The organism is Halomonas sp. ND22Bw, from assembly GCF_003011945.1.
Classification (GTDB): domain Bacteria; phylum Pseudomonadota; class Gammaproteobacteria; order Pseudomonadales; family Halomonadaceae; genus Halomonas; species Halomonas halophila.
Genome location: NZ_PXWD01000007.1, coordinates 57,765 through 83,419 on the forward strand (window position 1 = coordinate 57,765; position 25,655 = coordinate 83,419).

Annotated in this window: 21 protein-coding genes; 15 read left to right on the forward strand and 6 right to left on the reverse strand. The window is 68.5% G+C overall.

The features are described from left to right. Window positions 1-100 precede the first annotated feature (100 nt). The gene (locus CVH10_RS10465) at window positions 101-1,504 is read right to left on the reverse strand and encodes a PLP-dependent aminotransferase family protein (protein WP_106488638.1); all 1,404 of its coding nucleotides are present in this window, start codon (window positions 1,502-1,504) and stop codon (window positions 101-103) included. Window positions 1,505-1,712: 208 nt separating this feature from the next. On the opposite strand from CVH10_RS10465, the gene doeA reads away from it, so the two are divergent. The 10 genes from doeA (at window position 1,713) to CVH10_RS10515 (ending at window position 15,124) form a co-directional block, all read left to right on the forward strand. Beyond that, window positions 1,713-2,912, forward strand: a complete 1,200-nt coding sequence (doeA, locus tag CVH10_RS10470; protein WP_035594829.1) for an ectoine hydrolase DoeA — start codon at window positions 1,713-1,715, stop codon at window positions 2,910-2,912. Window positions 2,913-2,923: 11 nt separating this feature from the next. Continuing rightward, a complete protein-coding gene (gene doeB / locus CVH10_RS10475; RefSeq protein WP_106488639.1) occupies window positions 2,924-3,937 on the forward strand; it encodes a N(2)-acetyl-L-2,4-diaminobutanoate deacetylase DoeB in 1,014 nt (337 codons plus the stop codon). Beyond that, the gene (locus CVH10_RS10480; RefSeq protein WP_106488640.1) at window positions 3,934-4,413 is read left to right on the forward strand and encodes an Lrp/AsnC family transcriptional regulator; all 480 of its coding nucleotides are present in this window, start codon (window positions 3,934-3,936) and stop codon (window positions 4,411-4,413) included. Before doeB ends, CVH10_RS10480 begins: the two co-directional genes overlap by 4 nt. Before the next feature lie 170 nt (window positions 4,414-4,583). Continuing rightward, entirely contained in the window at window positions 4,584-5,453 is an 870-nt protein-coding gene (locus tag CVH10_RS10485) for a carbon-nitrogen hydrolase family protein (RefSeq protein WP_035594820.1), read from the forward strand. A gap of 179 nt (window positions 5,454-5,632) precedes the next feature. Beyond that, window positions 5,633-7,108 carry a biotin carboxylase gene (locus CVH10_RS10490; protein WP_035594817.1) on the forward strand — a complete coding sequence of 492 codons (1,476 nt, stop codon included), beginning with the start codon at window positions 5,633-5,635 and terminating at the stop codon, window positions 7,106-7,108. A gap of 56 nt (window positions 7,109-7,164) precedes the next feature. Beyond that, the gene (locus CVH10_RS10495; RefSeq protein WP_081945808.1) at window positions 7,165-8,154 is read left to right on the forward strand and encodes a C45 family autoproteolytic acyltransferase/hydolase; all 990 of its coding nucleotides are present in this window, start codon (window positions 7,165-7,167) and stop codon (window positions 8,152-8,154) included. Between the two features lie 36 nt (window positions 8,155-8,190). Beyond that, complete coding sequence (locus CVH10_RS10500) at window positions 8,191-10,968, forward strand: aminotransferase class I/II-fold pyridoxal phosphate-dependent enzyme (RefSeq protein ID WP_106488641.1); 2,778 nt, start codon at window positions 8,191-8,193, stop codon at window positions 10,966-10,968. Between the two features lie 187 nt (window positions 10,969-11,155). Next, window positions 11,156-12,637: an NAD-dependent succinate-semialdehyde dehydrogenase gene (locus tag CVH10_RS10505; RefSeq protein ID WP_106488642.1), complete on the forward strand. Its 1,482-nt coding sequence runs from the start codon at window positions 11,156-11,158 to the stop codon at window positions 12,635-12,637. A gap of 241 nt (window positions 12,638-12,878) precedes the next feature. Further along, window positions 12,879-14,288, forward strand: a complete 1,410-nt coding sequence (locus tag CVH10_RS10510; protein ID WP_106488643.1) for an aminotransferase — start codon at window positions 12,879-12,881, stop codon at window positions 14,286-14,288. A 152-nt stretch (window positions 14,289-14,440) separates the two neighbouring features. Next, a complete protein-coding gene (locus tag CVH10_RS10515; RefSeq protein WP_106488644.1) occupies window positions 14,441-15,124 on the forward strand; it encodes a haloacid dehalogenase type II in 684 nt (227 codons plus the stop codon). A 9-nt stretch (window positions 15,125-15,133) separates the two neighbouring features. On the opposite strand, the gene CVH10_RS10520 is transcribed toward CVH10_RS10515, so the two are convergent. The 5 genes from CVH10_RS10520 to CVH10_RS10540 are packed head-to-tail and all read right to left on the reverse strand — an operon-like array spanning window position 15,134 to window position 19,645. Continuing rightward, on the reverse strand, window positions 15,134-15,334 hold the full coding sequence (locus CVH10_RS10520) for a zf-HC2 domain-containing protein (RefSeq protein WP_035594800.1): 201 nt from the start codon (window positions 15,332-15,334) through the stop codon (window positions 15,134-15,136). After that, on the reverse strand, window positions 15,331-15,930 hold the full coding sequence (locus CVH10_RS10525; protein WP_035594798.1) for a sigma-70 family RNA polymerase sigma factor: 600 nt from the start codon (window positions 15,928-15,930) through the stop codon (window positions 15,331-15,333). Before CVH10_RS10525 ends, CVH10_RS10520 begins: the two co-directional genes overlap by 4 nt. Further along, complete coding sequence (locus CVH10_RS10530; RefSeq protein WP_106488645.1) at window positions 15,927-16,625, reverse strand: ATP-binding cassette domain-containing protein; 699 nt, start codon at window positions 16,623-16,625, stop codon at window positions 15,927-15,929. The genes CVH10_RS10525 and CVH10_RS10530 overlap by 4 nt, the downstream gene beginning before the upstream one ends. A gap of 8 nt (window positions 16,626-16,633) precedes the next feature. Continuing rightward, the gene (locus CVH10_RS10535) at window positions 16,634-18,346 is read right to left on the reverse strand and encodes an ABC transporter permease (RefSeq protein ID WP_106488646.1); all 1,713 of its coding nucleotides are present in this window, start codon (window positions 18,344-18,346) and stop codon (window positions 16,634-16,636) included. A 42-nt stretch (window positions 18,347-18,388) separates the two neighbouring features. Beyond that, window positions 18,389-19,645, reverse strand: coding sequence for an ABC transporter substrate-binding protein (locus CVH10_RS10540; protein WP_106488647.1), 1,257 nt, complete (start codon window positions 19,643-19,645; stop codon window positions 18,389-18,391). A 228-nt stretch (window positions 19,646-19,873) separates the two neighbouring features. On the opposite strand from CVH10_RS10540, the gene CVH10_RS10545 reads away from it, so the two are divergent. The 5 genes from CVH10_RS10545 (at window position 19,874) to CVH10_RS10565 (ending at window position 25,590) form a co-directional block, all read left to right on the forward strand. After that, entirely contained in the window at window positions 19,874-21,427 is a 1,554-nt protein-coding gene (locus CVH10_RS10545) for a nodulation protein NfeD (protein ID WP_106488648.1), read from the forward strand. 52 nt (window positions 21,428-21,479) lie between these two features. Further along, complete coding sequence (locus tag CVH10_RS10550; RefSeq protein ID WP_106488649.1) at window positions 21,480-22,259, forward strand: slipin family protein; 780 nt, start codon at window positions 21,480-21,482, stop codon at window positions 22,257-22,259. Between the two features lie 459 nt (window positions 22,260-22,718). Beyond that, window positions 22,719-24,209, forward strand: coding sequence for a SulP family inorganic anion transporter (locus CVH10_RS10555; protein WP_035596529.1), 1,491 nt, complete (start codon window positions 22,719-22,721; stop codon window positions 24,207-24,209). A 72-nt stretch (window positions 24,210-24,281) separates the two neighbouring features. Then, window positions 24,282-24,629, forward strand: a complete 348-nt coding sequence (locus tag CVH10_RS10560) for a putative quinol monooxygenase (RefSeq protein WP_035596534.1) — start codon at window positions 24,282-24,284, stop codon at window positions 24,627-24,629. 106 nt (window positions 24,630-24,735) lie between these two features. Then, complete coding sequence (locus CVH10_RS10565; protein WP_106488650.1) at window positions 24,736-25,590, forward strand: universal stress protein; 855 nt, start codon at window positions 24,736-24,738, stop codon at window positions 25,588-25,590. The last annotated feature ends 65 nt before the right edge of the window (window positions 25,591-25,655 follow it).

Consider the following 25,655-nt stretch of genomic DNA (forward strand, 5'->3'; position numbering starts at 1 on the left):
GCGACCTTGGCGTGGACAGGAAAGGGACGCCTCCCTATCGGCATGGAAGATCGCTTCTTTAGATCACGAAGTTCTAAAAATCATTGGGGGCACGAGACGGTCAGTAGATGATCTGCATCGGCGGCGGGGCCTCGTCGAGCAGCCCGGCCAGACGCGACAGGGCGCCTTCCAGGCGTTCGAGATCCGGTTCGGCGCCGAGGCTCAGGCGGATGCGCCGCGGCGCCGGGGCCTGCTCGACCATGAACGGCGTGGCGGTGGTGACGGCCATGCCTTCCTGCTCGGCCTGCTGCTGGAGCTCCTCGGCGCGCCAGGCGCTGGGCAGCGACAGCCAGAGATGCAGGCTCGTGGGTCGGGCGCTGAACTCGTGGCCGGCAAGCAGGCGACCGGCCAGGCGCTGGCGCTCGGCCAAGAGCTCGCGCTGCTCGACGGCCAGTCGGGCCAGGGTGCCGTCGGCGAGCCAGGCGTCGGCCAGCTCGAAGACCAGCGGGGTGGCCATCCAGGTGGTGGCGCGCATCCGCGGCAGGGCGTGGTGCAGCTGGCCGCGGGGCACGCTGAGGTAGCCGGCGCGCAGCCCCGGCAGGGCGACCTTGGTCAGACTGGTGACGTGGAAGCACAGGTGCGGCAGCCGGGCGGCCAGCGGCGAGAGCCCCGGCGGCTCGAGCAGCGCATGGACGTCGTCCTCGATCAGCCACACGCCATGATGGTCGAGCACCCGGGCCACGGCGTCGCGCCGGGCCTCGTCCATGGTGGCGCCGGTGGGGTTGAGCTGGGTCGGTGTCAGGCACACGGCGCGCGGCCGCAGGCGCCGGCAGGCCAGGTCGAGGGCCTCGGGAATCACCCCGCGCTCGTCGATGGCCACGCCGCGCAGCTGGAAGCCCAGGGTGCGCGACAGGGCGATCAGACCGTGATCGGTGAGCGCCTCGGTGAGCACCAGGTCGCCGTGCTGGACCACGGTGGAGATGGCCAGCATCAGGCCGTGGGCGGCGCCGTTGCACAGCACCCGGTCCTCGGGACCGCCCGGCACGCCGAGGCTGCCGGCCAGCCAGTCGCTGGCGCGCTCGCGCTGGTGCAGCAGCCCGGCGATGGGACGGTTGGCGGCGATCACCTCGGGGCGAACGTGCTGGGCCAGCGAGGCCAGGGTGTCGCGGAAGCGGCGGTGATGGGCCGCCGTGCACACCGGATGGGCGATGGACAGGTCGACCAGCGCACTCTCCCGACGCGGTTCCTGGCCGCGCAGGTAGGCCGATTCCCGGGCGTCGTCCAGGGTGTTGATCCAGGTGCCGCTGCCGATCCTCGACTGCACCAGGCCCATCTTCTCGGCCTGGGCGTAGGCGCGCGAGACGGTCTGCACGCTGACGCCGAGGGTTTCGGCCAGTCGACGGTGCGGCGGCAGCCGGGTGCCGGGGGCGAGCTCACCCTGGCGGATGGCCTCGGAGAGGGCTCGGGCGATGGCCAGGTACTTGGGGCCGGCGTCCTGCAGGAAGGGCGTCAGATCGAGTGTCATGATGCAATAAAGCCTTTGACCGTCGGCCAAGCGGGGGTGCTAGTATCGGCTGAAAGACATTGACTGACATTGTCATGCATTGTGCTGTCGTCAATCATGACAATTCAAGCGGCCCCTCGCATGGCCGTCAACCGCCTTGGCGCCCCGGCACCTCCAGGATCGAGAGGTGGCCGGTATTCGGTGACGTGATCGTTGGACGAGCGATTTCATGATTCAGGTTTCCCTGCCTTTCACTCGCGAGGAGTATGCCGGCCGGCTCTGGAAAGTCCGCGCCGAGATGGCGAGCCGGGGCATCGACGTGCTGATCATCAGCGACCCCTCGAACATGGCCTGGCTGACCGGCTATGACGGCTGGTCCTTCTATGTCCACCAGTGCGTGCTGCTCGGGCTCGAAGGCGAGCCGGTGTGGTACGGCCGGCGCATGGATGCCAACGGGGCGCTGCGCACCTGCTGGATGGACCCCGAGAACCTCACCTACTACCCGGATCACTACGTGCAGAATCCGGACATGCACCCCATGGAGTACCTGGCCCAGTCGATCATGCCCGATCGCGGCTGGCACCAGGGCGTGGTGGGCATGGAGATGGACAACTACTACTTCTCGGCCAAGGCCTACCAGTCGCTGCTGCGCGAGCTGCCCCATGCGCGCTTCCTGGACGCCAACGGTCTGGTCAACTGGTGCCGGGCGATCAAGTCGGCCCAGGAGATCGAGTACATGCGCATCGCGGCGCGCATCGTCGAGGGCATGCACTCGCGCATCCTCGAGGTGATCGAGCCGGGGCTGCCCAAGAGCAAGCTGGTCTCGGAGATCTACCGGGTCGGCATCGAAGGCTGGAAGGACGAGCACGGCAAGGTCTACGGGGGCGACTATCCGGCCATCGTGCCGATGCTGCCCACCGGCAAGGACGCCGCCGCGCCTCACCTGACCTGGGACGACACGCCGTTCCGCGAGGGCGAGGGCACCTTCTTCGAGATCGCCGGGGTGTTCAAGCGCTATCACGCGCCGATGTCGCGCACCGTGTTCCTGGGGCGGCCGCCGGCGGAGTTCGTGCGCGCCGAGTCGGCGCTGCTCGAGGGCATCGAGCACGGCCTCGAGGTGGCCAGGCCCGGCAACCGCACCGCGGACATCGCCATGGCGCTGGGCGCGGCCATGGACAAGTACGGCTTCGACCGCGGCGGTGCGCGCTGCGGCTACCCCATCGGCATCAGCTATCCGCCGGACTGGGGCGAGCGCACCATGAGCCTGCGTCCCTCCGACGAGACGATCCTCGAGCCCGGCATGACCTTCCACTTCATGCCCGGCCTGTGGGTCGACGACTGGGGCCTGGAAATCACCGAGAGCATCCTGATCACCGAGGACGGCTGCGAGACGCTGGCCGACTTCCCCCGCCAGCTGTTCGTCATGTAAGGAGTAACGCCATGAGCAAGCGACCGAGCCCCATTGCCGCCACCGTCGACTTCGAGGCCGACGGTGTCCAGCACGGCTTCCTCAAGCTGCCGATCTCCAACGACGAGTCGGCCTGGGGGGCGGTGATGATCCCGATCACCGTGGTCAAGAACGGCGAGGGCCCGACCGCGCTGCTGACCGGCGGCAACCACGGCGACGAGTACGAGGGCATCACCGCGCTGCACAAGCTCTCGAGCTCGCTGTCCGCCGAGGACGTCACGGGGCGTGTGATCATCGTGCCGATGATGAACACCCCGGCGGCCCAGGCCGGCAAGCGCACCTCGCCGATGGACGGCGGCAACCTCAACCGCAGCTTCCCCGGGGACCCCGACGGCAGCGTCACCGAGAAGATTGCCGACTACTTTACCCGCACCCTGGTGCCGATGAGCGATGCGGTGCTCGACCTGCACTCCGGCGGCCGCACCCTGGACATCGTGCCGTTCGCCGCCTCCCACGTGCTCGACGATGCCGACCAGCAGCGTCGCGCGCTGGACGGTGCCAAGGCCTTCGGCGCGCCCTACGCCATGATCATGTTCGAGCTCGACGCCGAGGCGCTGTTCGACACCGCCGTGGAGCGCCAGGGCAAGGTGTTCGTGGCCACCGAGCTCGGCGGCGGCGGCACCTCCACGCCGGAGAGCCTGGCCATCACCGAGCGTGGCATCCACAACTTCCTGGTTCACTTCGGGCTGGTCGCGGGCGAGATCGAGGCGCCCGTCGAGCCCCAGGTCTATCTCGACATGCCGGACGCCAGCTGCTACGTGCAGAGCGAGCACTCGGGGCTGCTCGAACTGACGGTGGCGCTGGGCGAGACGGTGGAGAACGGCCAGGTGATCGCCCGGGTCTACGACATGACCCGCAGCGGCGCCACGCCCATCGAGTACCGCGCCGAGCGCGACGGGCTGCTGATGGCGCGCCGTTTCCCGGCCAACGTCAACATGGGCGACACCATCGCGGTGATCGCCGAGGTGGTCGATTCCTTGTCATGAAGCTCGATCGCTACGATCTGAAGATCCTCGAGATCCTGTCCCGCGACGGGCGCATCACCAAGTCGAAGCTGGCCGAGGCGATCAACCTCTCGGTCAGCCCCTGCTGGGAGCGGGTGCGGCGGCTGGAGAAGGCCGGCATCATCGAGGGCTACGGGGCGCGCCTCAATCCGGAGGTGCTGCGGCCGCGCACGCCGGTGTGGGTGCAGATCGAGCTCAAGAGCCACAACGCCGAGAGCTTCGCCCGCTTCGAGGCACTCGTCCATGACACCCCCGAGGCCACCGAGTGCGTGGCCGTGGGCGGCGGGGTCGATTACCTGGTCAAGTTCGAGGCCGCCTCCATCGATGCCTACCAGCGCCTGATCGATGCCTGGCTGATGTCCGACGCCGGCATCGAGCGCTACTTCACCTACATCGTCACCAAGCGCGTCAAGCGGCCCGATGGCGGATTCGCCGCCGGCGACTTCGTGTCCGACTGAGGGCGGCAGATCGCGGCGTTCCTGTTGCGTTGATTCGCCCCGCCGCACGTGGCATAAGCTAGAAGAGCGGTGGGATTTCCCCACCACGCCGGGCGATCCCTCCGGCCAAGCACGATGCGTGGCGCCGGCCGCCTGCCGTGATTCGAGATCGCCTGACGCGAGGGTATGACATGTCCTACTTCACGATTGCCGGTGTCCAGATGCATGCCCTGCATCATGGCGACAACACCGAAGCCATGCGCCATCGCATCGATGTGCTGATGAGCCGCTTTCCCCAGGTGCAGATGGTGTTGTTCAGCGAGCTGATGCCGTTGGGCGCCTCGCCACACCACGCCCAGCCGATGCCCAGCCACGCCGAGGCGATGTTCTGCCACCTGGCCGAGAAGCACCGCATCTGGCTGATTCCGGGCTCGATGTTCGAGCAGGCCGGTGATGCCATCTATAACACCCTGTCGGTGATCAATCCCCGCGGCGAGGTCGTGACGCGCTATCGCAAGATGTTCCCGTTCCGCCCCTACGAGGCCGGCGTGGAGAGCGGCGAGGAGTTCGTCGTCTTCGACGTGCCGCAGGTGGGTCGCTTCGGCGTGTCGATCTGCTACGACATGTGGTTTCCCGAGACCACCCGCACCCTGGCGGCGATGGGGGCCGAGGTGATCCTGCATCCGACCATGACCGACACCATCGACCGCGACATCGAACTGTCGATCGCGCGGACCAACGCCGCGGTCAACCAGTGCTATTTCTTCGACATCAACGGGGCCGGGGCCATCGGCAACGGGCGTTCCATCGTGGTGGGGCCCTCCGGCGACGTCATCCACCAGGCCGGCACCGGCGAGGAGATCATGCCCGTCGAGGTCGATCTGAGCCGAGTGCGTCGCGAGCGCGAGACCGGCCTGCGCGGCCTCGGTCAGCCGCTCAAGAGCTTCCGCGACCGGCGCGTCGACTTCACGCTGTATCGCCACGAGGGCGGTTCCTCGCCCTTCCTGGATACCCTGGGGCCTCTGGAAAAGCCACAACGCACTAACCTTGAGGAGTACTGATCGTCTCTCAGCAACCATTCCGGAATTGAGGAGCCACCATGTTCGCCAGAATCCTTGGTGGTTTGCGTCGCCTGTTCCATCCGTCCGCGGTCGCCGGCCATGCCGACGCCGAGCGGCCCCGGGGCTCCGCCTCTGCGGCGGCACCCGAGGCCTCCGAAGCCCCTCAGGGAGCGACTACGATGAGCAGCAAAATAACAAGCATTGCCGATGTCCGTCGTCATTTCCTCAACAACAAGCGCCCGATCTATTTCATCTCGGCGACCAACTTCAATCTGCTGGGAATCGGCGATTGGGTCGGGAATTTTCGCCATATCAACTACATCGACTGCTTCGATCGGCGTCAGCGCAACGTCTTCGTGCCGCGAGAGAAGTTTCCCCGCGACTTCGAGGGTATCGAGGACATCAACAACTACCTCCTCGAGCACAAGGAGGTGATCGATTTTATCCAGTCCCGCGCCCAGGGCGATGACGCCGGTATCGCCACCTTCCTGATGTTCGACGAGCACACCGAGGAGGTCTGTGAACAGCTGGGGCTCAAGGTCGCCTTCCCGCCCGCGGCGCTGCGCTCGCGGATGGACAACAAGATCGAGACCGTGCGCATCGGCAACAAGGCCGGGGTGCCCAGCGTGCCCAATGTGCTGGCCAAGGTGGGCAGCTACCAGGAGCTGCTCGAGGTGAGCCGCGAACTCGGCACCGATCTGGTGGTGCAGACCGCCTACGGGGACTCCGGGCATACCACCTTCTTCATCGCCAGCGAGGAGGACTACTACAAGGTCGCCGAGGAGATCGAGGCCGAGCCCGAGGTCAAGATCATGAAGCGCATCAACTGCCGCGGCTCTGCCATCGAGGCCTGTGCCACCCGCAGCGGCACCGTGGTCGGCCCGCTGATGACCGAACTGGTCGGCTTCAAGTCGCTGACGCCCTACAAGGGTGGCTGGTGCGGCAACGAGATGTTTGCCGGCGCCTTCAGCCAGACGGTGCGCGACAAGGCCCGCGAGTACACCTTCAAGTTCGGCGAGGCCCTGCGCGAGGAGGGCTACCGGGGTTACTTCGAGCTCGACTTCCTGATCGACATGGATGGTGGAGAGGTCTATCTCGGCGAGCTCAATCCACGGGTCACCGGGGCCAGCTCGCTGACCAACGTGGCGGCCTTCGCCCACTCCGACATCCCGCTGTTCCTGTTTCACCTGCTGGAGTTCTCGGATCTCGACTTCGACCTCGACATCGCCGAGATCAACGAGCGCTGGTCGCATCCCGAGAGCATCGACAGCTGGAGCCAGCTGGTCATCAAGCATACCGAGGAAAGCGTCGATCTGCTGACCGCGGTGCCGGCCTCGGGGGTGTGGCGCATGGAGCAGGACGGCCGCATCGCCTACGACCACTACGACTCCCATCCCCATGCCGCCGAGAACGAGCAGGAAGCGTTCTTCCTGCGCATCAGCGGCGAGGGCGACTTCCGCTATGAGGGGGCGGATCTCGGCATCCTGATCACCCGCGGGCGGCTGATGGACGACGACTTCCAGCTCACCGAGCGCGCCCGCGCGTGGATCGAAGGCATTCGCGGCGAGTACGCCGGCCAGCCGCTTCAGGATCCCGTGGTGGAGGAGGTCGCCGTCAGCCATGCCATCGGCGGTGGCAACTTCAAGATCCTATGAGCGGCAGACATCACTCCGGCCCGCCCCCGGGCAGGTGGGGGAGCGGGCCGGAAAAGATGCTGGACTTTCGCACCGTGCGCGAGGAGCTGCCGGGGCCCAAGTGGCGGTCGCTGTTCGACTACCACTGGCCGGCCTACGAGCAGTGGTACCTCAGCGAGGGCGAGCGCGAGCGACCGGCCTATCTGGCCTGCTACAACGCCCTGCGCCGGCACATGCCCGAGCTGATGGACACCTACCGGACGCTGTGCGAGCTGGCCGGCGGCGGAGATCTCAGCGCGCGCCTGCTGAGCCTGTATCGCCCTCCGGCCTATATCACCGGCTGCTCCCAGGCGGTGCTGGCGCGGCCGTCGTCGACGGTGCTGGCGCGCAACTACGATTATCCGCCCGAGCTGTGCGAGGGCACCATCCTCTGCAGCCGCTGGAACCGGCGCCGGGTGATCGCCATGTCCGACTGCCTGTGGGGCGTGCTCGACGGCATGAACGATGCCGGGCTGGCGGTCTCGCTGGCCTTCGGTGGCCGCAAGGCGGTAGGTGACGGCTTCGGTGCGCCGATCATCCTGCGCTACCTGCTCGAGACCTGTGACGACGTGCCTCAGGCCGCCGAGGTGCTGGCTCGGGTGCCGACGCACATGGCCTACAACATCACCGTCGCCGACCGGGCCGGGCGCTACGTGACGGCGATGATCGCCCCCGACCGCCGGGCCAGCATCCGCCGCGTGCCGGTGGCCACCAACCACCAGAAGAAGATCGAGTGGTATGCCCACGCCCTGGCCTCGGAGACGCTGATCCGCGAACGCCAGCTGTCGATCCTGGTGGACGACGAGAGTACCGGCGAGGCGCGCCTCGTCTCCGCCCTCGCGTCGCCGCCGCTGTTCCGTCACGACTATGGCCGCGGCCTGGGCACGATCTATACCGCCGTCTATCGACCGACCGAGGGGAGTGCCGGCTTCCACTGGCCGGGGCTCAACCTGGAGCTGGGGTTCGACGACTTTCCCGAGGAACGCATCACCGTCCGCTACGGGGCACGGGGGCTCTATACGGGCTGAACGGGTGCAGAACAAGAACAGCCAGAGGGGATCGCCATGCACGACAGCAGCCATTCCGAAACGCCCTACACCGCGCTGGGCTTCTATCACAAGATCTCCCAGCTGCGTGCCGACACCTGGAACGCCCTCAAGCGCGATCTCGGCCAGCTCGTGCGCCTCAAGGACGAGGGCGGCCAGCGTCAGCTGATCAAGGCGATCGACGTCAAGCTCACCCGGCTGGAGATCATCGAGGACTATCACGCCTTCCCTTCCAAGGAGGACTTCCGTCACATCTGGGCGCTGTTCGAACGCCAGGAATACGGGCTGCTCGAGAAGGTGGTCAGGCGCCTGGTGCGGGCGCTGATCAGCGAGTCCTACCGGCGTCGCCACGTCGACCTCTCGGAGACCGACGCCGATGCCGAGGACCTCGAGACCCTGGACGCCCTCAATCAGCTGCGCCGTGGGCATCCGGCGTCGAACAGCTCGGCTCAGCCCTACTTCGAGCTGCTGATCGTCGACAACCTCTCGGCCCAGGAAGAGGAGGTGGTGCGCGAGGCCTTCCACAACCTGCGTCGCCCCGAGGACCGCTTCGTCTACGACGTGGTCACGGTGCGCAGCTTCGAGGATGCCCTGATCGCGGTGCTGGTCAATCCCAATATCCAGGCCTGCCTGATCCGCTACGAGTTTCCCTACAAGTCGAAGTACAACCTCAGCGCGCTGCGCAACTATCTGGAGGGGCTCTCCGAGCAGGAGCTGGAGCACCAGTCCGAGGCGGAGCGCAGCATCCTGCTCAGTTCGATGATCAGCGAGCTGCGCCCGGAGATCGACCAGTTCCTGGTCACCAGCGGCGACGTGGAGAGCACCGCCAGCGGCGACATCCGCCACTTCAGGCGCATCTTCTACCGCGAGACCGACTACATCGAACAGCATCACACCATTCTGCGCGCCATCGACGACCGTTACCGCACGCCCTTCTTCGACGCCCTGCGCGAATACAGTCGCAAGCCCACCGGGGTCTTCCACGCCATGCCGATCTCGCGGGGCAAGTCGGTGACCCGCTCGCACTGGGCGGGGCACATGATCGACTTCTACGGCATCAATATCTTCCTGGCCGAGACGTCGGCGACCTCCGGCGGGCTGGATTCGCTGCTGCAGCCCTACGGGCCGATCAAGAAGGCCCAGGAGTATGCCGCCCGGGCCTTCGGCGCCCGGCGAAGCTTCTTCGTCACCAACGGCACCTCGACAGCCAACAAGATCGTGGTCCAGGCGTTGATCAAGCCCCGCGACATCGTGCTGGTCGACCGCGACTGCCACAAGTCGCACCACTACGGCATGGTGCTGGCCGGCGCCCACGTCAGCTATCTGGATTCCTATCCCCTCGACGACTACTCGATGTACGGCGCGGTGCCGCTGCACGAGATCAAGAAGACCCTGCTCGCCTATCGGCGCGCCGGCGAACTCGAGCGGGTGAAGATGCTGCTGCTGACCAACTGCACCTTCGATGGCGTGGTCTACAACGTGCGCCGGGTGATGGAGGAGTGCCTGGCGATCAAGCCGGACCTCGTGTTCCTGTGGGACGAGGCCTGGTTCGCCTTCGCCTCCTTCAACCCCACCTATCGGCCGCGCACCGCCATGCACGCGGCACGCACGCTGCGTGACCGCTACCGCAGCGAGGCCTATCGGGAGGAGTACGCGGCCTGGAAGGCCGAGTTCGACGCCCTCGACCCCGACGACGACGCCTCCTGGCTCGAGCGTCCGCTGCTGCCGGATCCCGACCTCGTGCGCCTGCGCGCCTACGCCACCCATTCCACCCACAAGACCCTGACCTCGCTGCGTCAGGGCTCGATGATCCACGTCTTCGATCAGGATTTCCGCCAGCGGGTCGAGGCCCCGTTCCACGAGGCCTACATGACACACACCTCGACCTCGCCCAACTATCAGATCCTGGCCTCGCTGGACGTGGGGCGCATGCAGGCCGAGATGGAAGGCTTCGAGCTGGTACACGCCCAGGTCGAGGCGGCGCTGTCGCTGCGCGAGCAGCTGTATACCCATCCCTTGCTGCAGAAGTACTTCCGGGTGCTCAAGAACGCCGACATGGTGCCCGCCGAGTATCGTGAGTCCGGGGTCGAGTCCTTCTACGACCCGGTGACCGGCTGGAACCAGATGGAGGAAGCCTGGGCCCGGGACGAGTTCGTGATCGATCCCTCCCGGATCACCATCGCCATCGGCGCGACCGGCGTCGACGGCGATGCCTTCAAGAACGAATACCTGATGAACAAGTACGGCATCCAGATCAACAAGACGTCGCGCAACACCGTGCTGTTCATGACCAACATCGGCACCACCCGCGGCTCCATCGCCTATCTGCTCGACGTGCTGATCAAGCTGGCCAAGGAGTTCGAGACTCGCTGGGAGGAGAGCAGCCGCCCTGAGCGCAGGATCATCGAGCAGCGGGTCCACTCCCTGACCCGGGAGCTGCCGCCGCTGCCCGACTTCAGCCGCTTCCATGACGCCTTCCGGCGCAGTCCCGAGACTCCCGAGGGCGACATCCGCAGCGCCTACTTCCTCAGCTACGACGAGGAGAACACCGAATACCTGCGGTTCGACAACGGCGAGCTTCAGGCCCAGACGCGCCAGGGCCGGGACGTGGTCTCGGCGAGCTTCGTGATCCCCTATCCGCCGGGATTTCCGGTGCTGGTGCCGGGGCAGGTGGTCAGCGAGGAGATCCTGCACTTCCTGCAGGCCCTGGACGTCACGGAGATCCACGGCTATCGCCCGGAGCTCGGGCTGCTGGTGTTCACCGAGGCCGCCCTGGCCGAGCCGCCGGCGTGTTGAGGACCGCGCCAAAAAAAACGCAACTCTTTGGCGCCGGAACGAAAAAACGTCACGTCTCCGGCGCCTGACTTCAAAAACTCCCGCCCGCCCATCTGCCTTACCCTGACACCATCACGCGGCAACCGCCGCGGATGTCATGTCATCGCCGTCGCGCCTCTCTCGCGGCGGCGTTTCAGGGGAGGTGCTTATGACGCTGTCCAACATGCTCGACGACCCGCGCCTGTTCCGGCAGTACGCCTATGTCGACGGCAAGTGGACCCACGGCGACGAGGGCCGCGAGGACGCGGTCGTCGATCCGGCCACCGGCGAGGTGCTGGGCCATATCCCGCTGCTCGAGGCGGCGCAGATCACCGCCGCCGTGGACGCCGCCGAGGCGGCCTACGTGCACTGGCGGGCACTGCGCGCCGACGAGCGCTGCGAGCGTCTGCTGGCCTGGTACGACCTGCTGCAGGCCCATCGCGAGGACCTGGCGCTGATCATGACCCGCGAGCAGGGCAAGCCGCTGCCGGATGCCCGCGGCGAGGTCGAGTACGGCGCCAGCTTCGTGCGCTGGTTCGCCGAGGAGGGCAAGCGCACCTTCGGCGAGACCATCCCCAGCCATATTCCCAACGCCGCCCTCGGCACGCTCAAGGAGCCGGTGGGCATCGCCGCGCTGATCACGCCCTGGAACTTCCCGCTGGCGATGATCACCCGCAAGGCCGCCGCTGCCATGGCCGCCGGTTGCCCGGTGATCGTCAAGCCGGCCCACGAGACGCCGTTCTCGGCGCTGGCGCTGGCCGAACTGGCCGAGCGCGCCGGCATCCCGGCCGGCATCTTCAACGTGGTGCTGGGCGACGCCGCCGAGGTCTCGAAGCTGCTGTGCGATGAGGATCGCATCAAGGCGCTGTCGTTCACCGGCTCCACCCGGGTCGGCCGGCTGCTGATCGAGCAGTGCGCCCATACCGTGAAGCGGGTGTCGCTGGAGCTCGGCGGCAACGCGCCCTTCATCGTCGGCCCGGACATGGACCCCAAGGAAGCGGCCTATGCCGCGGTGGCGGCCAAGTTCCAGACCGCCGGTCAGGACTGCCTGGCGGCCAACCGCATCCTGGTGCACGAGTCGATCCACGACGCCTTCGTCGAGCAGTTCGCCGAGCGCATGGCGGCGTTGAGCGTGGGCAACGGCCTGGACGGCGAGGTCGACCTGGGCCCGCTGATCCATCGTCAGGCGGTGGAGAAGGCCGCCTCCATCGTCGACGACGCCGTCTCCCGCGGCGCCACCCTGGTGGCCGGCGACCAGAATCAGGCGCCGGGCGAGAACTTCTTCATGCCGACCCTGCTGACAGGGGTGACGCCGCAGATGAAGGTCTGGTGCGAGGAGAACTTCGCCCCGGTGGCGGGCATCACCGCCTACCGCGACGACGACGAGGCCATCGAGATGGCCAACGATACCGAGTACGGCCTCGCCGCCTACGTCTACACCCACGACATCCGGCGCATCTGGAAGCTGCTGCGGGCGCTGGAGTATGGCATGGTCGCGGTCAACTCGGTGAAGATGACCGGCCCGCCGGTGCCCTTCGGCGGCGTCAAGCAGTCGGGGCTGGGCCGCGAGGGCGGCGTGACCGGCATCGACGAGTACCTGGAGACGAAGTACTACTGCCTGGGGGCGCTGGGCTCCGTTTCCGGGAGCTAGCTTTATCCGGGAGCTTGCTGCGCTCGACCATACGGCGTTGGATCCTGTCTCGGGCGCGAGTCCGATCGAACATGCTCATTTACAGAACGTAAACTCCGCTGTTCTCTCCAGGATCCGCCTTGTCTGGTCGTCGCTCGCAGAGCTCTCGAGTATCGAGAAAAGACCGGCGGTGGCCGGTCCGGACATAACGAACGACGAATATCCTCCCCGCCGGAGTCGGGGAGCCTTACTGGAGACACGCATGACCACCCATCAGGATCTGATCGACCGCGACCGCAAGGTGACCTTCCACGCCTCCACCCACCTGCGCGACTTCGCCCACGGCGACGCGCCGGGCCGCGTGATCACCGGTGGCAAGGGCATCCACATCGTCGACAAGGACGGCCGCGAGTTCATCGACGGCTTCGCCGGCCTGTACTGCGTCAACATCGGCTACGGCCGCACCGAGGTGGCCGAGGCCATCTACCAGCAGGCCCTCGAGATGTCCTACTACCACACCTATGTGGGGCACTCGAACGAGCCGCAGATCGCCCTGTCCGAGAAGATCCTCGAGCTGGCCGGCCCCGGCATGTCCAAGGTCTACTACGGCATGTCCGGCAGTGACGCCAACGAGACCCAGCTCAAGATCGTGCGCTACTACAACAACGTGCTCGGCCGTCCGCAGAAGAAGAAGGTCATCTCGCGCATGCGCGGCTACCACGGCTCCGGCATCGCCACCGGCTCGCTGACCGGCCTCAAAGCCTTCCACGACCAGTTCGACCTGCCGGTGGACGGCATCCTGCACACCGAGGCGCCGTACTACTATCATCGCGCCGCCGAGCAGGAAGGCATGACCGAGCGCGAGTTCTCCAAGCATTGCGCCGCCAAACTCGAGGAAATGATCCTGGCCGAGGGCCCGGACACCGTGGCCGCCTTCATCGGCGAGCCGGTACTCGGCACCGGTGGCATCGTGCCGCCGCCGGAAGGCTACTGGGACGAGATCCAGGCCGTGCTCAGCAAGTACGACGTGCTGCTGATCGCCGACGAGGTGGTGTGCGGCTTCGGGCGCATCGGCGCCGACTTCGGCAGCCACCACTACGGCATCAAGCCGGACCTGATGACCACCGCCAAGGGCCTGACCAGCGCCTACCAGCCGCTCTCCGCCGTGATCGTCGGCGACCGCGTGTGGCAGGTGCTCGAGCAGGGCACCGGCGAATATGGCCCGATCGGCCACGGCTGGACCTACTCCGGCCACGCCCTGGGCTGTGCCGCCGGCCTGGCCAACCTGGCGATCATCGAGCGCGAAGGCCTGACCGCCAACGCCGCCGAGACCGGCGCCTACCTGCAGGAGCGCATGGCCGCCACCTTCGGCGATCACCCGATCGTCGGCCAGGCGCGCGGCGTCGGCATGCTGGCCTCGCTGGAGTTCTCCGCCGACCCGGAGAAGCGCGCCCACTTCGATCCGTCGCTCAAGGTCGCGCCGCGCATCGCCGCCGCCGCCATGGAGGAGAACCTGATCGCCCGCGCCATGCCGCAGGGCGACATCCTCGGCTTCGCCCCGCCGCTGGTCGCCACCCGCGACGAGGTCGACGAGATCATCGCCCGCACCGAGCGCGCGGTGAACAGGGTCACCGACGAGCTGACCCGCGAAGGCGTGCTGCAGACCGCCTGATCGCGCTCGCCCTCCATGAACGCCGCGGCCTCGCCCGCGGCGTTTCTGGTTCCGGGCGCCGCACTCGCACTCGCACTCGCCCTTCGTCTCCTTGTGCCCGGCCCGATGCTGGCCCAGTCTTGAGAAGGTTTATCGTGTGGAGGAAGACGCCCATGGCGACGCTACTGGCCTTCGATGTCTATGGCACCCTGATCGACACCCACGGGGTGGTCACCGAACTGGAGGAACGTCTCGACGAGCCGTCGCGGGCGGCCGAGTTCTCGCGCCGCTGGCGCGACAAGCAGCTCGAGTACAGCTTCCGCCGCGGGCTGATGGGCGCCTACGTGGATTTCGCCCGCTGCACCCGCGAGGCGCTGGAGTACACCGACCGCGCGCTCCAGACCCGGCTCTCCGAGGCCGACAAGGATCACCTGATGGGCAGCTATGGCCGGCTGCCGGCCTTTCCCGAGGCCGGGGCGGCGCTGACGCGACTGGCCGAGGCCGGCGCCAGCTGCGTGGCCTTCTCCAACGGCAGTCAGGAGGCAGTGACCCGACTGCTTTCCGGCGCCGGATTGCGCGACCGCTTCGAGGAGATCGTCAGCGTCGACGAGGTGAAACGCTTCAAGCCCGATCCGGCGGTCTACTTCCACCTGCGCCAGCGCCTGGAGGCCGATGCGGCCGACACCTGGCTGGTCTCCAGCAACCCCTTCGACGTGATCGGCGCGCGCCACTCAGGCCTCCATGCGGCCTGGGTGCGGCGCAATCCGGAGGCGCCGTTCGACCCCTGGGGCATCGAGCCCGACGTCACCGTGGCCGACCTGGAGGCGCTGGCCGACTATCTGGTGCCTGCGTCGTGACGTCGGCGCTCAGCCGCGAGGCGAGGGCTCGTCCTCGTCGTCGGGCCGGTAGCGTTCGCCGACCCGGTGCAGCAGCGAGAACTGGCGCTCGCAGGCTCGGCAGGCGCCGCACATCGTCAGATGCAGGCGCAGCGACAGCCGCTCGCCCAGGGTGAGCGGCCGGTCCTGCTTGAGCGACATCAGGCGCGTGGCCTGTTTGCACTTCATCATGGGGTATCCTCCTCAAGCCAGCCGCGCTCGATGCAGGCCCGCAGGCGCAGGCGGGCGCGGTGCAGCATCACCCAGCAGTTGTTTTCCTTGATGCCCACCGTCTGGCAGATGTCGTCGGTGGACAGCCCCATCAGCTCGCGCAGCGAGAACACCCGGGCCAGGTTGTCGGGCAGGCCGATCATGCAGGCGTCGAAGACCCGCCAGAAATGCTCGCTCTCGAAGGCCGCCTCCGGCTCGCCCCAGCCGCGCGGCCGGGCCTCGGGGTTCCAGTGCCCGTCGCGGTGGAACTGGCGGTCGATGGCGTCGTCGGTGTCGTCGTCCTCCAGTGGCGTCCAGCGCCCCTGGCGCTTCTGGACGCGCATGGCATCGAGGATCTTGTGCTTGAGGATGCCGAACACCCAGGTCTCGTAGCCGGATCGCTCGCCGAAGCTGTCGTCCTTCTCCAGCGCCGCGGCCAGCGCCTCCTGGACGGCGTCCTCGGCCTGGGTGCGGTCGCGCAGGTGCATCAGCGCGAAGGACACCAGTCGCGGACGCACCGCGGCCAGGCGGCGCCGGCGATCCGCGTCGGGGCGTGGGCTATCGGAAGGCTCGATCACGTCGTCTCCTCGTCGTCCGTGGCGTTCGCTCGCCATGTCTCCAGCCTAGTGCCCCGGGCCGTGAGCTCGATCACGCGTCCGCCGGCCGCCTCGGCGTCTTCCCGGTCGTGGGTCACCATCAGGGTCGGCAGGCCCCGCGCGCGAACGCGGCCGAACACCAGCCGGCGCATCTCGTCGCGGAGCGCCGCGTCGAGCCGCGAGAACGGCTCGTCGAGCAGCATCGCCCGGGGCTCGGCCAGCAGCACCCGCATCAGCGCCACCCGGGCGCGCTGGCCGCCGGAGAGTGTCTCCGGGGCGCGCTCGGCGAAGCCGGACAGTCCGATATCGGTCAGCGCCTCGTCCACCCGCCGGCGGCGTTCGGCCCGCTTGCCGCCGGCAGGCAGGCCGAAGGCCAGGTTGCCGCCCACGCTCAGGTGGGGGAACAGCAGCGGGTCCTGGAACAGCAGCCCCAGCCGGCGCCGCTCCGGCGGCGCGTCCGTCAGGTCGTCGTTGCCCAGCCGGACCCGCCCGGTGGCCGCGAAGGCCGGGGCCAGGAAGCCGGCGACCTGGGCCAGCAGGGTCGACTTGCCGACGCCCGAGGGGCCCATCAGGGTCAGCACCTCGCCGGGGGCGATGCGGGCGTCCACGGCCACCAGCGGGCGGCCGTGGCGGGTGATGACGACGTCGTCGAGGATCAGCGGGCTCGGCGCGGGCATGGCATCGCTCATGTCGAAGCAGTGGTGGGTGAGTGGGGCGTGACCCGGTGGCGAAACAGCCACCGCGGCAGGCCGGCGGCCAGGACGAAGCCCAGTGCCGGCAGCGCCAGCTGGCCCAGTGCGAAGACCGCGGTCAGGCGGCGGTCGCCGCCGCTGGCCAGGCTCACCGCCTCGGTGGTCAGGGTCGCCAGCCGGCCGCCGCCGAGCAGCAGGGTCGGCAGGTACTGCCCGACGCTGACGGCGAAGCCCACCGCGGCGGCCACGGCGATCGGCGCGGCCAGCAGCGGCAGCCGCACGCGCCAGAACACGCGTGCCCTCGAGGCGCCGAGCGCGGCGGCGACCTGGCCCCAGCGGGGATCCAGCCGGCGATAGCTCTCGGCAAGCGTGAGGAAGACGTAGGGCAGCACGAACAGCGCGTGACCCAGCGCCGCCGCCAGCCAGCCGGCGGCCAGGCCCAGCTGGGCCTGCCACTGCACCAGGCCGTAGAGGAAGGCCACCGGCGGCACCAGCAGCGGCAGGTAGAGGATCAGCTTCGTCCCCGGCGCCAGCGGTCGGCGACGCAGGGTCTCGGCCTCCAGGCAGCCGAGCACTAGCGTCAGCGCCAGCAGGGTCGAGGCGAGCCCCAGGCTCGCGGTGTGGGCGAGCGGTGCGCTGCCGGACGCGAGTCCCTGGTGCCAGGCGTCGAGCGTCATCGGCGAGGGCCAGGCGGCGGGGAAGGGCCACCAGGCGGCCAGCGACCACAGCGCCAGGCCCATGAGGCTCGCGCCCAGCAGCAGGATCGAGAGCGCGGTGGCCCCGGCGGCCAGCGCGCGCCCGAGCCGCTCGCCGCGGGCGCGTGTGCCGCCGATCAGCCAGCCGGCGGCGAGCCTCGCCACCAGCCGCTCGGCCAGCCACCAGGCCAGCAGCGACAGGGCGGTGACACCGAGCTGCAGCAGGGCCGCGGCCGAGGCCTGGAAGCGCAGCGCCAGGTCGGGATCGTTCAGCCAGCGCACCACCGCCACGGCCAGCGTCGGCGGCGTCGAGGGGCCGAGGATGATCGCCACGTCCACGGTCGAGCCGGCGAAGGCGATCACCGCATAGAGCGGCAGGCGGATCAGCGGATAGAGCCCCGGCAGCACCGCGCGCAGGAAGGCGTTGAGGCGCCGGTAGCCCAGCGATCGCGCGACGTGCAAGCGCTCCTCGGCGCGGCACAGGGGCAGGGCGGCGAGGCTCATCAGCAGCAGGAAGGGCACCTCCTTGAGCACCAGCCCGGCGATCAGCGCTAGCCCTGCCGGGTCGCCGGGAAACAGGTAGTCCGGCGGCTGCTGCCAGCCGCTCGCCCAGGGCGAGACCAGCCGGCTGGCGAGCCCCGAGGGGGCGAGCAGGAAGGCCAGGCCGATGGCCGCGGCGGCGTGGGGCACCGCCAGAAGCGGCGCCAGCAGTCGCTGCACCCAGCGGAAGGGGCGGGTGCCGAGGAAGGCGCCGAGAAACAGCGTCACGATGGCGAGCGCGATCAGGCTGCTGGCGAGCCCGGTGACCAGGCTCAGGCGCAGCATGTCGGCCAGGCCCGGGGTCTGCAGGAGGGCGCGCCAGGGTGAGAGCGTCAGGGTCTCGCCGCCCAGCGCCGGCAGCCAGCCGAAGGCCGGCGCCACCACACCGACGAGCCCCGCCGCCACCGGCAGGCTCAGCAGCGCCAGGGTCAGGCCCGGGAAGGGGCGGATCGCCCTCTCGAACGGTGTCATCGCCCCCGGCCCCAGCGCGAGATCCGGGCGGCGTCTGCCGGCTCAGCCATCGCCATAGCGCGCCTGCCAGCCGGCCTCCAGGGCCTCTGTCCAGCTGGGGTGCGGTTCGGGCAGCAGGCGGCCCAGCGCCTCGGGCGGCAGCCGGGCGGGAGAGGCGTCGTCGACGTCGAAGGCCGCGCGCTGCTCGGGCGTGAGGGCGTCCATGTCGAGCACCGTGGGATCGCCCCAGACCGCGATGTCCTGCTTGCGGGCCTGGGCCTCGGGCGAGAGCAGGAAGTTGGCCAGCACCATGGCCCCGGCCTTGTGGGCGGCGTTGAAGGGGATCGCCACGAAGTGCACGTTGCCGAGGGTGCCGCCGTCGAGCACGTAGCTGCGGGTGCTCGGCGGCAGCCGATGGGCGGCCATCGCGGCGGCCGGCTCGGACGGGTTGAAGGTGAAGGCCAGCGACAGTTCGCCGTCGCCCATCAGCCGCTTGAGTTCGGGGCCGCCGCTGGGAAAGTCGCGGCCCTCGCGCCACAGGTGCGGGTGCAGGGCGTCGAGAAAGTCCCACAGCGGGGCGGTCACCGTGGCCACGTCGTGGGCCGAGGTCGGCTCGGCCAGCACGCTCGGGTCCTCGGTCAGCGCGATCAGCGCCTGCTTGAGGAAGGTGGTGCCGAGGAAGTCCGGCACCAGCGGGTAGGTGAAGCGCCCGGGATGGGCGCGGGCCCAGTCGAGCAGCGCGGCCATGCTGCCGGGCGGCGCCTGGACGCGCTCGGCATCGACGTAGAAGGTCAGCTGGGCCTTGCCCCAGGGCGACTCATACCCCTCGGTGGGCAGGGTGAAGTCGGTGACGACCTCGGGGTTGGCCGCCGGGGCGGTCAGCGCGAAGTTCGGCAGGCGCGAGGCGAAGGGCCCGAACAGCAGCTCGTGGCGCTTCATGGCGGCGAAGTTCTCGCCGTTGATCCACACCAGGTCGATGGCGCCGTCGTCGACGTTGCCGGCCGACTTCTCGGCGATCACCCGCGACACCGCGGCGGCGGCGTCATCGAGCTTGACGTGCACCACCTCCATGTCGAAGCGCTCGTCCATCCGCTCGGCGACCCAGTCGATGTAGCGATTGATGGTGGCGTCGCCGCCCCAGGCGTTCCAGTACACGGTCTGGCCATGGGCCTCGGCCTCGACGTCGGCCCAGGCTTCGGTCGCCGGCGCGTCCTGGGCGCTGACCTGGGGTGCGGTCAGCTCGGCGGCGAGCGACAGGGCCGCGCCCAGCAGCAGCGGCAGGAAAGGGAGCGAGCGTGTCGGCGAGCGTCGTGCGGGCATCGGGGCGTCCTTGGCGATGGAAAGAAACGATGAGAGTGGCGTGAAGCGGCTTCGGTTGTGTCGTGGCCGCGCCGTGTTCCTTACGGCGTCTCCAGCATAGCGCGGCGAGGGCGTTGCCCTCTCGGGGCGATGGTAAACGCTGGGTCCTCGTCGGATGCGACGACTACACTGATCGGCAGGCCCTAATGATATGGGCAGCCCTCATTTCGAGATCGAGGCGAGGTGGCCATGATGTCCCGATCGTCCCTGCTGCATCGCGTGCTGCTCTGGTTCAGCCTGGCCTGCCTGCTGCTGGGCGGGCTCGCCGCCTGGCACGCCGCGGCGCAGCCGCAGCGGGGCACGGCGCTGGTGATGACGCTCGACGGCGCCATCGGCCCCGCCACCGGTGACTACTTCGTGCGCGGCCTGGATATCGCCGCCGAGCGCGAGGCGCGGCTGGTGGTGGTGCGGCTGGACACGCCCGGGGGCCTCGACGCCTCCATGCGCGACATGATCTCGGCGATGCTGTCCTCGGAGATTCCGGTCGCGTTCTACGTCTCGCCCGGCGGCGCCCGGGCGGCCAGTGCCGGCACCTACCTGCTCTACGCCAGTCATGTGGCGGCCATGGCGCCGGCCACCCATCTCGGCTCGGCCACGCCGGTGCAGATCGGCGGCGGGGGCGGGCTGCCCGGCATCGGCGAGCCGGAAGCGCCGGACGACGCCGATGCGCAGGATGCGGAGTCCACGTCCGGCGGCAAGGCGAAGTCGGCCGCCGCGACGGCGTCGTCGTCCCAAGGCGACGACGCCGTCGAGGCCTCGGCCGGGGCGGGCGACGACACGGCGGCGGACGACGACACGGCGGCGGACGACGACACGGCGGCGGGCGATGAGGAGGCCGTGCCCAAGCGCCGCGGCGAGACCGCCATGGAGCGCAAGGTGCTGGAGGATGCGGTGGCCTATATCCGCTCGCTGGCCGAGCGCCACGGCCGCAACGCCGACTGGGCCGAGGACGCGGTGCGCGAGGCGGTCAATCTCACCGCCCGGGAGGCGCTGGAGCGGAACGTCATTGACGTGCTGGCCACGGACCTCGACGACCTCCTGGCCCAGATCGACGGCCGCGAGGTGGTGATGGAGGACGGCAGCATCACGCTTCGGACCGCCGACCTCGCCGTGGAGCGTTTCGATCCCGACTGGCGCACCCGGCTGCTGGAGGTGATCACCAACCCCAATGTGGCCTACTTCCTGATGATCATCGGCTTCTACGGCCTGATCTTCGAGCTCTCCAATCCCGGCAGCCTGGTGCCGGGGACCATCGGCATCATCTGCCTGCTGCTGGCGCTGTTCGCCTTCCAGGTGCTACCCGTTAACTATGCCGGCCTGGCGCTGATCCTGGTGGGGCTGGGGCTGATCGTCGGCGAGGCGCTGATGCCCAGCTTCGGCATCCTGGGCATCGGTGGCATCGTGGCCTTCGTGATCGGATCGGTGATGCTGATGGATGCGGACACCCTGAATATCTCGCTGCCCTTGATCGGCGGCATCGCCCTGGTGGCGGCGGGCCTGATGCTGTGGGTGCTGACCCGCTTCCTGGGCCTGCGCCGGCGCCCCCCGCGCACCGGGCAGGAGGAGCTGGTGGGCCTCGAGGCCGAGGCGCTGGAAGACTTCCAGGGCGAGGGTCACGTGCGCCTGCACGGCGAACGCTGGAACGCCCGCAGCGAGCAGGCGCTGCGCCGCGGACAGACGGTGCGGGTGATCGCCATCGACGGCCTCACCGTCGAGGTGGTGCCCCGCGAGGCATCGTCCTGACGGCCACATATCGACCGCCCCCTCTCTCGATCACTACCCAAGGAGAACCGACATGCTGATTTCCTATCTCGTGCCGCTGGTCCTGCTGCTGATGCTGATCGCGGCCTCGATCCGCATCCTGCCGGAGTACAAGCGTGGCGTGGTGTTCTTCCTGGGGCGCTTCCAGGCGGTGAAGGGCCCGGGCCTGTTCATCATCATCCCGGGCATCCAGAAGATGGAAGTGGTCGACCTGCGGGTGATCACCATGGACGTGCCCGAGCAGGACGTGATCTCACAGGACAACGTCACGGTGAAGGTCAACGCGGTGCTCTACTTCCGGGTGGTCGACCCGGAGAAGGCGATCATCCAGGTCGAGCACTTCGTCAGCGCCACCAGCCAGCTGGCCCAGACCACGCTGCGTTCGGTGCTCGGCAAGCACGACCTGGACGAGATGCTCTCCGAGCGCGACCGGCTCAACGACGACATCCAGGAGATCATCGACGCCTCGGCGGAGAGCTGGGGCATCAAGGTGGCCAACGTGGAGATCAAGCACGTCGACCTGGACGACAGCATGATCCGTGCCATCGCCCGCCAGGCCGAGGCGGAGCGTGAGCGGCGCGCCAAGGTGATCCACGCCGAGGGCGAGCTGCAGGCCTCGCAGAAGCTGCTCGAGGCCGCCAACGTCATGTCCGGCAACCCGACGTCGCTGCAGCTTCGCTACCTGCAGACCATGAGCGACATGAGCAACAAGAACGCCTCCACCATCGTGGTGCCGCTGCCCATCGACCTGGTGGAGGCCTTCAAGTCGATGACCGGCGCCGGCGGCAACGACAACGACAAGGGAAATCCGTGATGGCAGGTGGCATGAACCGCCATCCTGTCCCCGGTGCCCCTCGTCGATCCTCGGGTCTCGCCGGATGCAGCGATCCGGCGTGTCTGGTAGACTCCCGCGCTCCTGACGGGGTAGCCGGATCTGCCCGTTGTCTCGTCGATCCAACGCAAGGGAACCGACATACCGTGATGCCCTCTCGTTCCGGGCTGGCCACGCCGCCCTAGCATTTCCCTCCCGAATTCGGGCCGCGATGACGTCGTCACGATGTCATCACGGCCGGGCATCGTCTCGATGTCCTGGGCGCCCCGCGCCCGCCTTGCACCGTCAGCCTCTTTCCCGCAGCGCCACGATGCGTTCCATGTGCCTCGGCGCATGACCGGCGCCACGGCATCGGTCTCCTCGCGAGGCCGGGAAGGGCTGCGCACGACACGACCCTGACGCCTTCATGGCATCCACCTCCACCCTCGACTGGACCGCAGCATGACTCGATCCCTCAAGCAAGACTGGTTCTCCAACATCAAGGGCGATCTCCTGTCGGGCATCGTCGTCGCCCTGGCGCTGATTCCCGAGGCCATCGCCTTCTCGATCATCGCCGGCGTCGATCCCAAGATCGGCCTCTACGCTTCCTTCTCCATGGCGGTGATCATCGCCTTCGCCGGCGGCCGGCCGGGCATGATCTCGGCGGCCACCGGCGCCATGGCGCTGCTGATGGTCACGCTGGTCAAGGAGCACGGGCTCGAGTACCTGCTGGCCGCGACCCTGCTCACCGGCGCGCTGCAGATCGTCGCCGGCTACCTGCGCCTGGCCGACCTGATGCGCTTCGTCTCGCGCTCGGTGGTGACGGGCTTCGTCAACGCCCTGGCGATCCTGATCTTCATGGCGCAGCTGCCGGAGCTGACCAACGTCACCTGGCACGTTTATGCCATGACCGCGGCGGGCCTGGGCATCATCTATCTCTTCCCCTACCTGCCGGTGATCGGCAAGACGCTGCCGTCGCCGCTGGTGTGCATCCTGGTACTGACCGGCGTGGCCATGGTCATGGGCCTCGACATCCGCACCGTGGGCGACATGGGCGAGCTGCCCGACACCCTGCCGGTGTTCCTGTGGCCGGACGTGCCGCTCAACCTCGAGACCCTGTCGATCATCTTCCCCTACGCCATCATGCTCACCGTGGTGGGCCTGCTGGAGTCGATGATGACCGCCACCATTGTCGATGACCTGACCGACACCGAGAGCGACAAGAACCGCGAGTGCAAGGGCCAGGGCATCGCCAACATCGGTACCGGTCTGCTCGGCGGCATGGCGGGCTGCGCGATGATCGGGCAGTCGGTGATCAACATCAAATCCGGCGGCCGCGGTCGTCTTTCCACCCTGTTCGCCGGCGTGATGCTGCTGATCATGGTGGTGTTCCTCGCCGACTGGGTGTCGCAGATTCCCATGGCGGCGCTGGTGGCGGTGATGATCATGGTCTCCATCGGCACCTTCAGCTGGACCTCGATCCGCGACCTCAAGCAGCACCCGATGTCCTCCAACCTGGTGATGCTGGCCACCGTGGCGGTCACCGTGGGCACCCACAACCTGGCCATGGGCGTGTTCGTCGGCGTGCTGCTGGCGGCGCTGTTCTTCGCCAACAAGGTCGGCAACATCCTCTACATCGGCGTCGAGGAGGCCGAGGCGGGGCGTCACCGGGTCTATCGGGTGGTGGGCCAGGTGTTCTTCGCCTCCTCCGAGCGCTTCGGCCGCGCCTTCGACTTCAAGGAGAGCGTCGAGAAGGTCACCATCGACCTGTCCCGGGCACACTTCTGGGACATCACCGCCGTGCAGGCGCTGGATCGGGTGGTGATCAAGTTCCGCCGCGAGGGCACCGAGGTCGAGCTGGTCGGCCTCAACGAGGCCAGCGCCACCATCGTCGATCGCTACGCCATCCACGACGACCCGGAAGCCGTCGAGAAGCTGATGGGCGGCCACTGAGTCGCGTCAGGCATTCGGCCGCACGGGCCGGCGCGACCGCCGGCCCGCCCCACCATGACAAGGAATGACGACATGTCACAGAAGGTCTACTGCATCGCCCAGTTCCAGCCCAAGCCCGGCCGCGAGGCGGCGGTGTTCGCCGCGCTGCAGGCGCTGGAGCCCAACGCCCATCGCGAGGACGGCTGCCTCCAGTACACGGTGACGCGTCACGTCGATCACCCCAACGCCCCGGGCACCAGCTACCCGATCGTGTTCCACGAGATCTGGGCCAGCCGCGAGGCCTTCGAGGCGCACTGCAACCGCCGCGAGATCCAGCACTTCTTCGCCACCCAGGTCGAGGCCGAGGATGGCGACGTGGCGGACGCCAACGTCTGCGTCTACACCGACGAGCCTCAGGACTTCGACGCGCCGAAGCGCTGAGCCCGCTTGCCGGGCGTCAGGCAGCGCCCGGCCCTATGCAGGTCGCCGCCGATGGGGTAGAACTCAGGGCAGCGACAACGACACACGCCGGCTTCAGGACAGACAGATGACAGAACAGGTGATGGCCGCCATCGACGGCTCGCAGTTTTCCGAGGGCGTCTGCGACTACGCCGCCTGGGCCAGTCTGGCGCTCGAGGCGCCGCTGACCTTCCTGCACGTGGTCGACAACCACCCCCAGACCGCCGAGGCGGATCTCTCCGGCAACATCGGGCTGGGCTCCCGCGAGCACCTGCTCGAGGAGCTCTCGCAGCTTGACGAGCAGCGCGCCAAGGTGGCCCAGGAGCAGGGCCGGCTGATGCTCAAGGCGGCCCAGGAGCGGGCCGTCGAGGACGGCGTCGAGGCGCCCGGCAGCCGCCAGCGCAACGGCACCTTGGTCGAGACCCTCGCCGAGCTGGAAGACGAGATCCGCCTGCTGGTGGTGGGCAAGCGCGGCAGCAGCGCCCACCAGGACAGCGAGCACCTGGGCTCCAACCTCGAGCGAGTGGTGCGCGGCCAGCATCGCCCGATCCTGGTGGTGCCCCCGGCCTTCAAGCGCCCCGAGAAGGTGATGATCGCCTTCGACGGCAGTAACACCACCCGCAAGGGCGTCGAGCTGCTGGCCAGGAGCCCGCTGTTCGCCGGCATCGCCTGCCACGTGGTGATCGTCGGCGCCGAGACCGGCGACAACCGCTCCCAGCTCGACTGGGCGCTCGCCACCCTGCGCGAGGCCGGCCACGAGGCCGAGGGCGCGATCCGCGCCGGCGAGGTCGAGGAGACCCTGCGCGCCTACAAGGAAGAGCACGACATCGACCTGGTGGTGATGGGGGCCTACGGCCATTCCCGCATCCGCCACCTGCTGGTGGGCAGCACCACCACCGCCATGCTGCGCCACGCCAGCGTGCCGGTGCTGCTGCTGCGCTGAGCCGCGTCATCGCGCTTCAGGGCCCCGCCATGGCGGGGCCTTTTCGTGTCATCGCGACAAGGAGT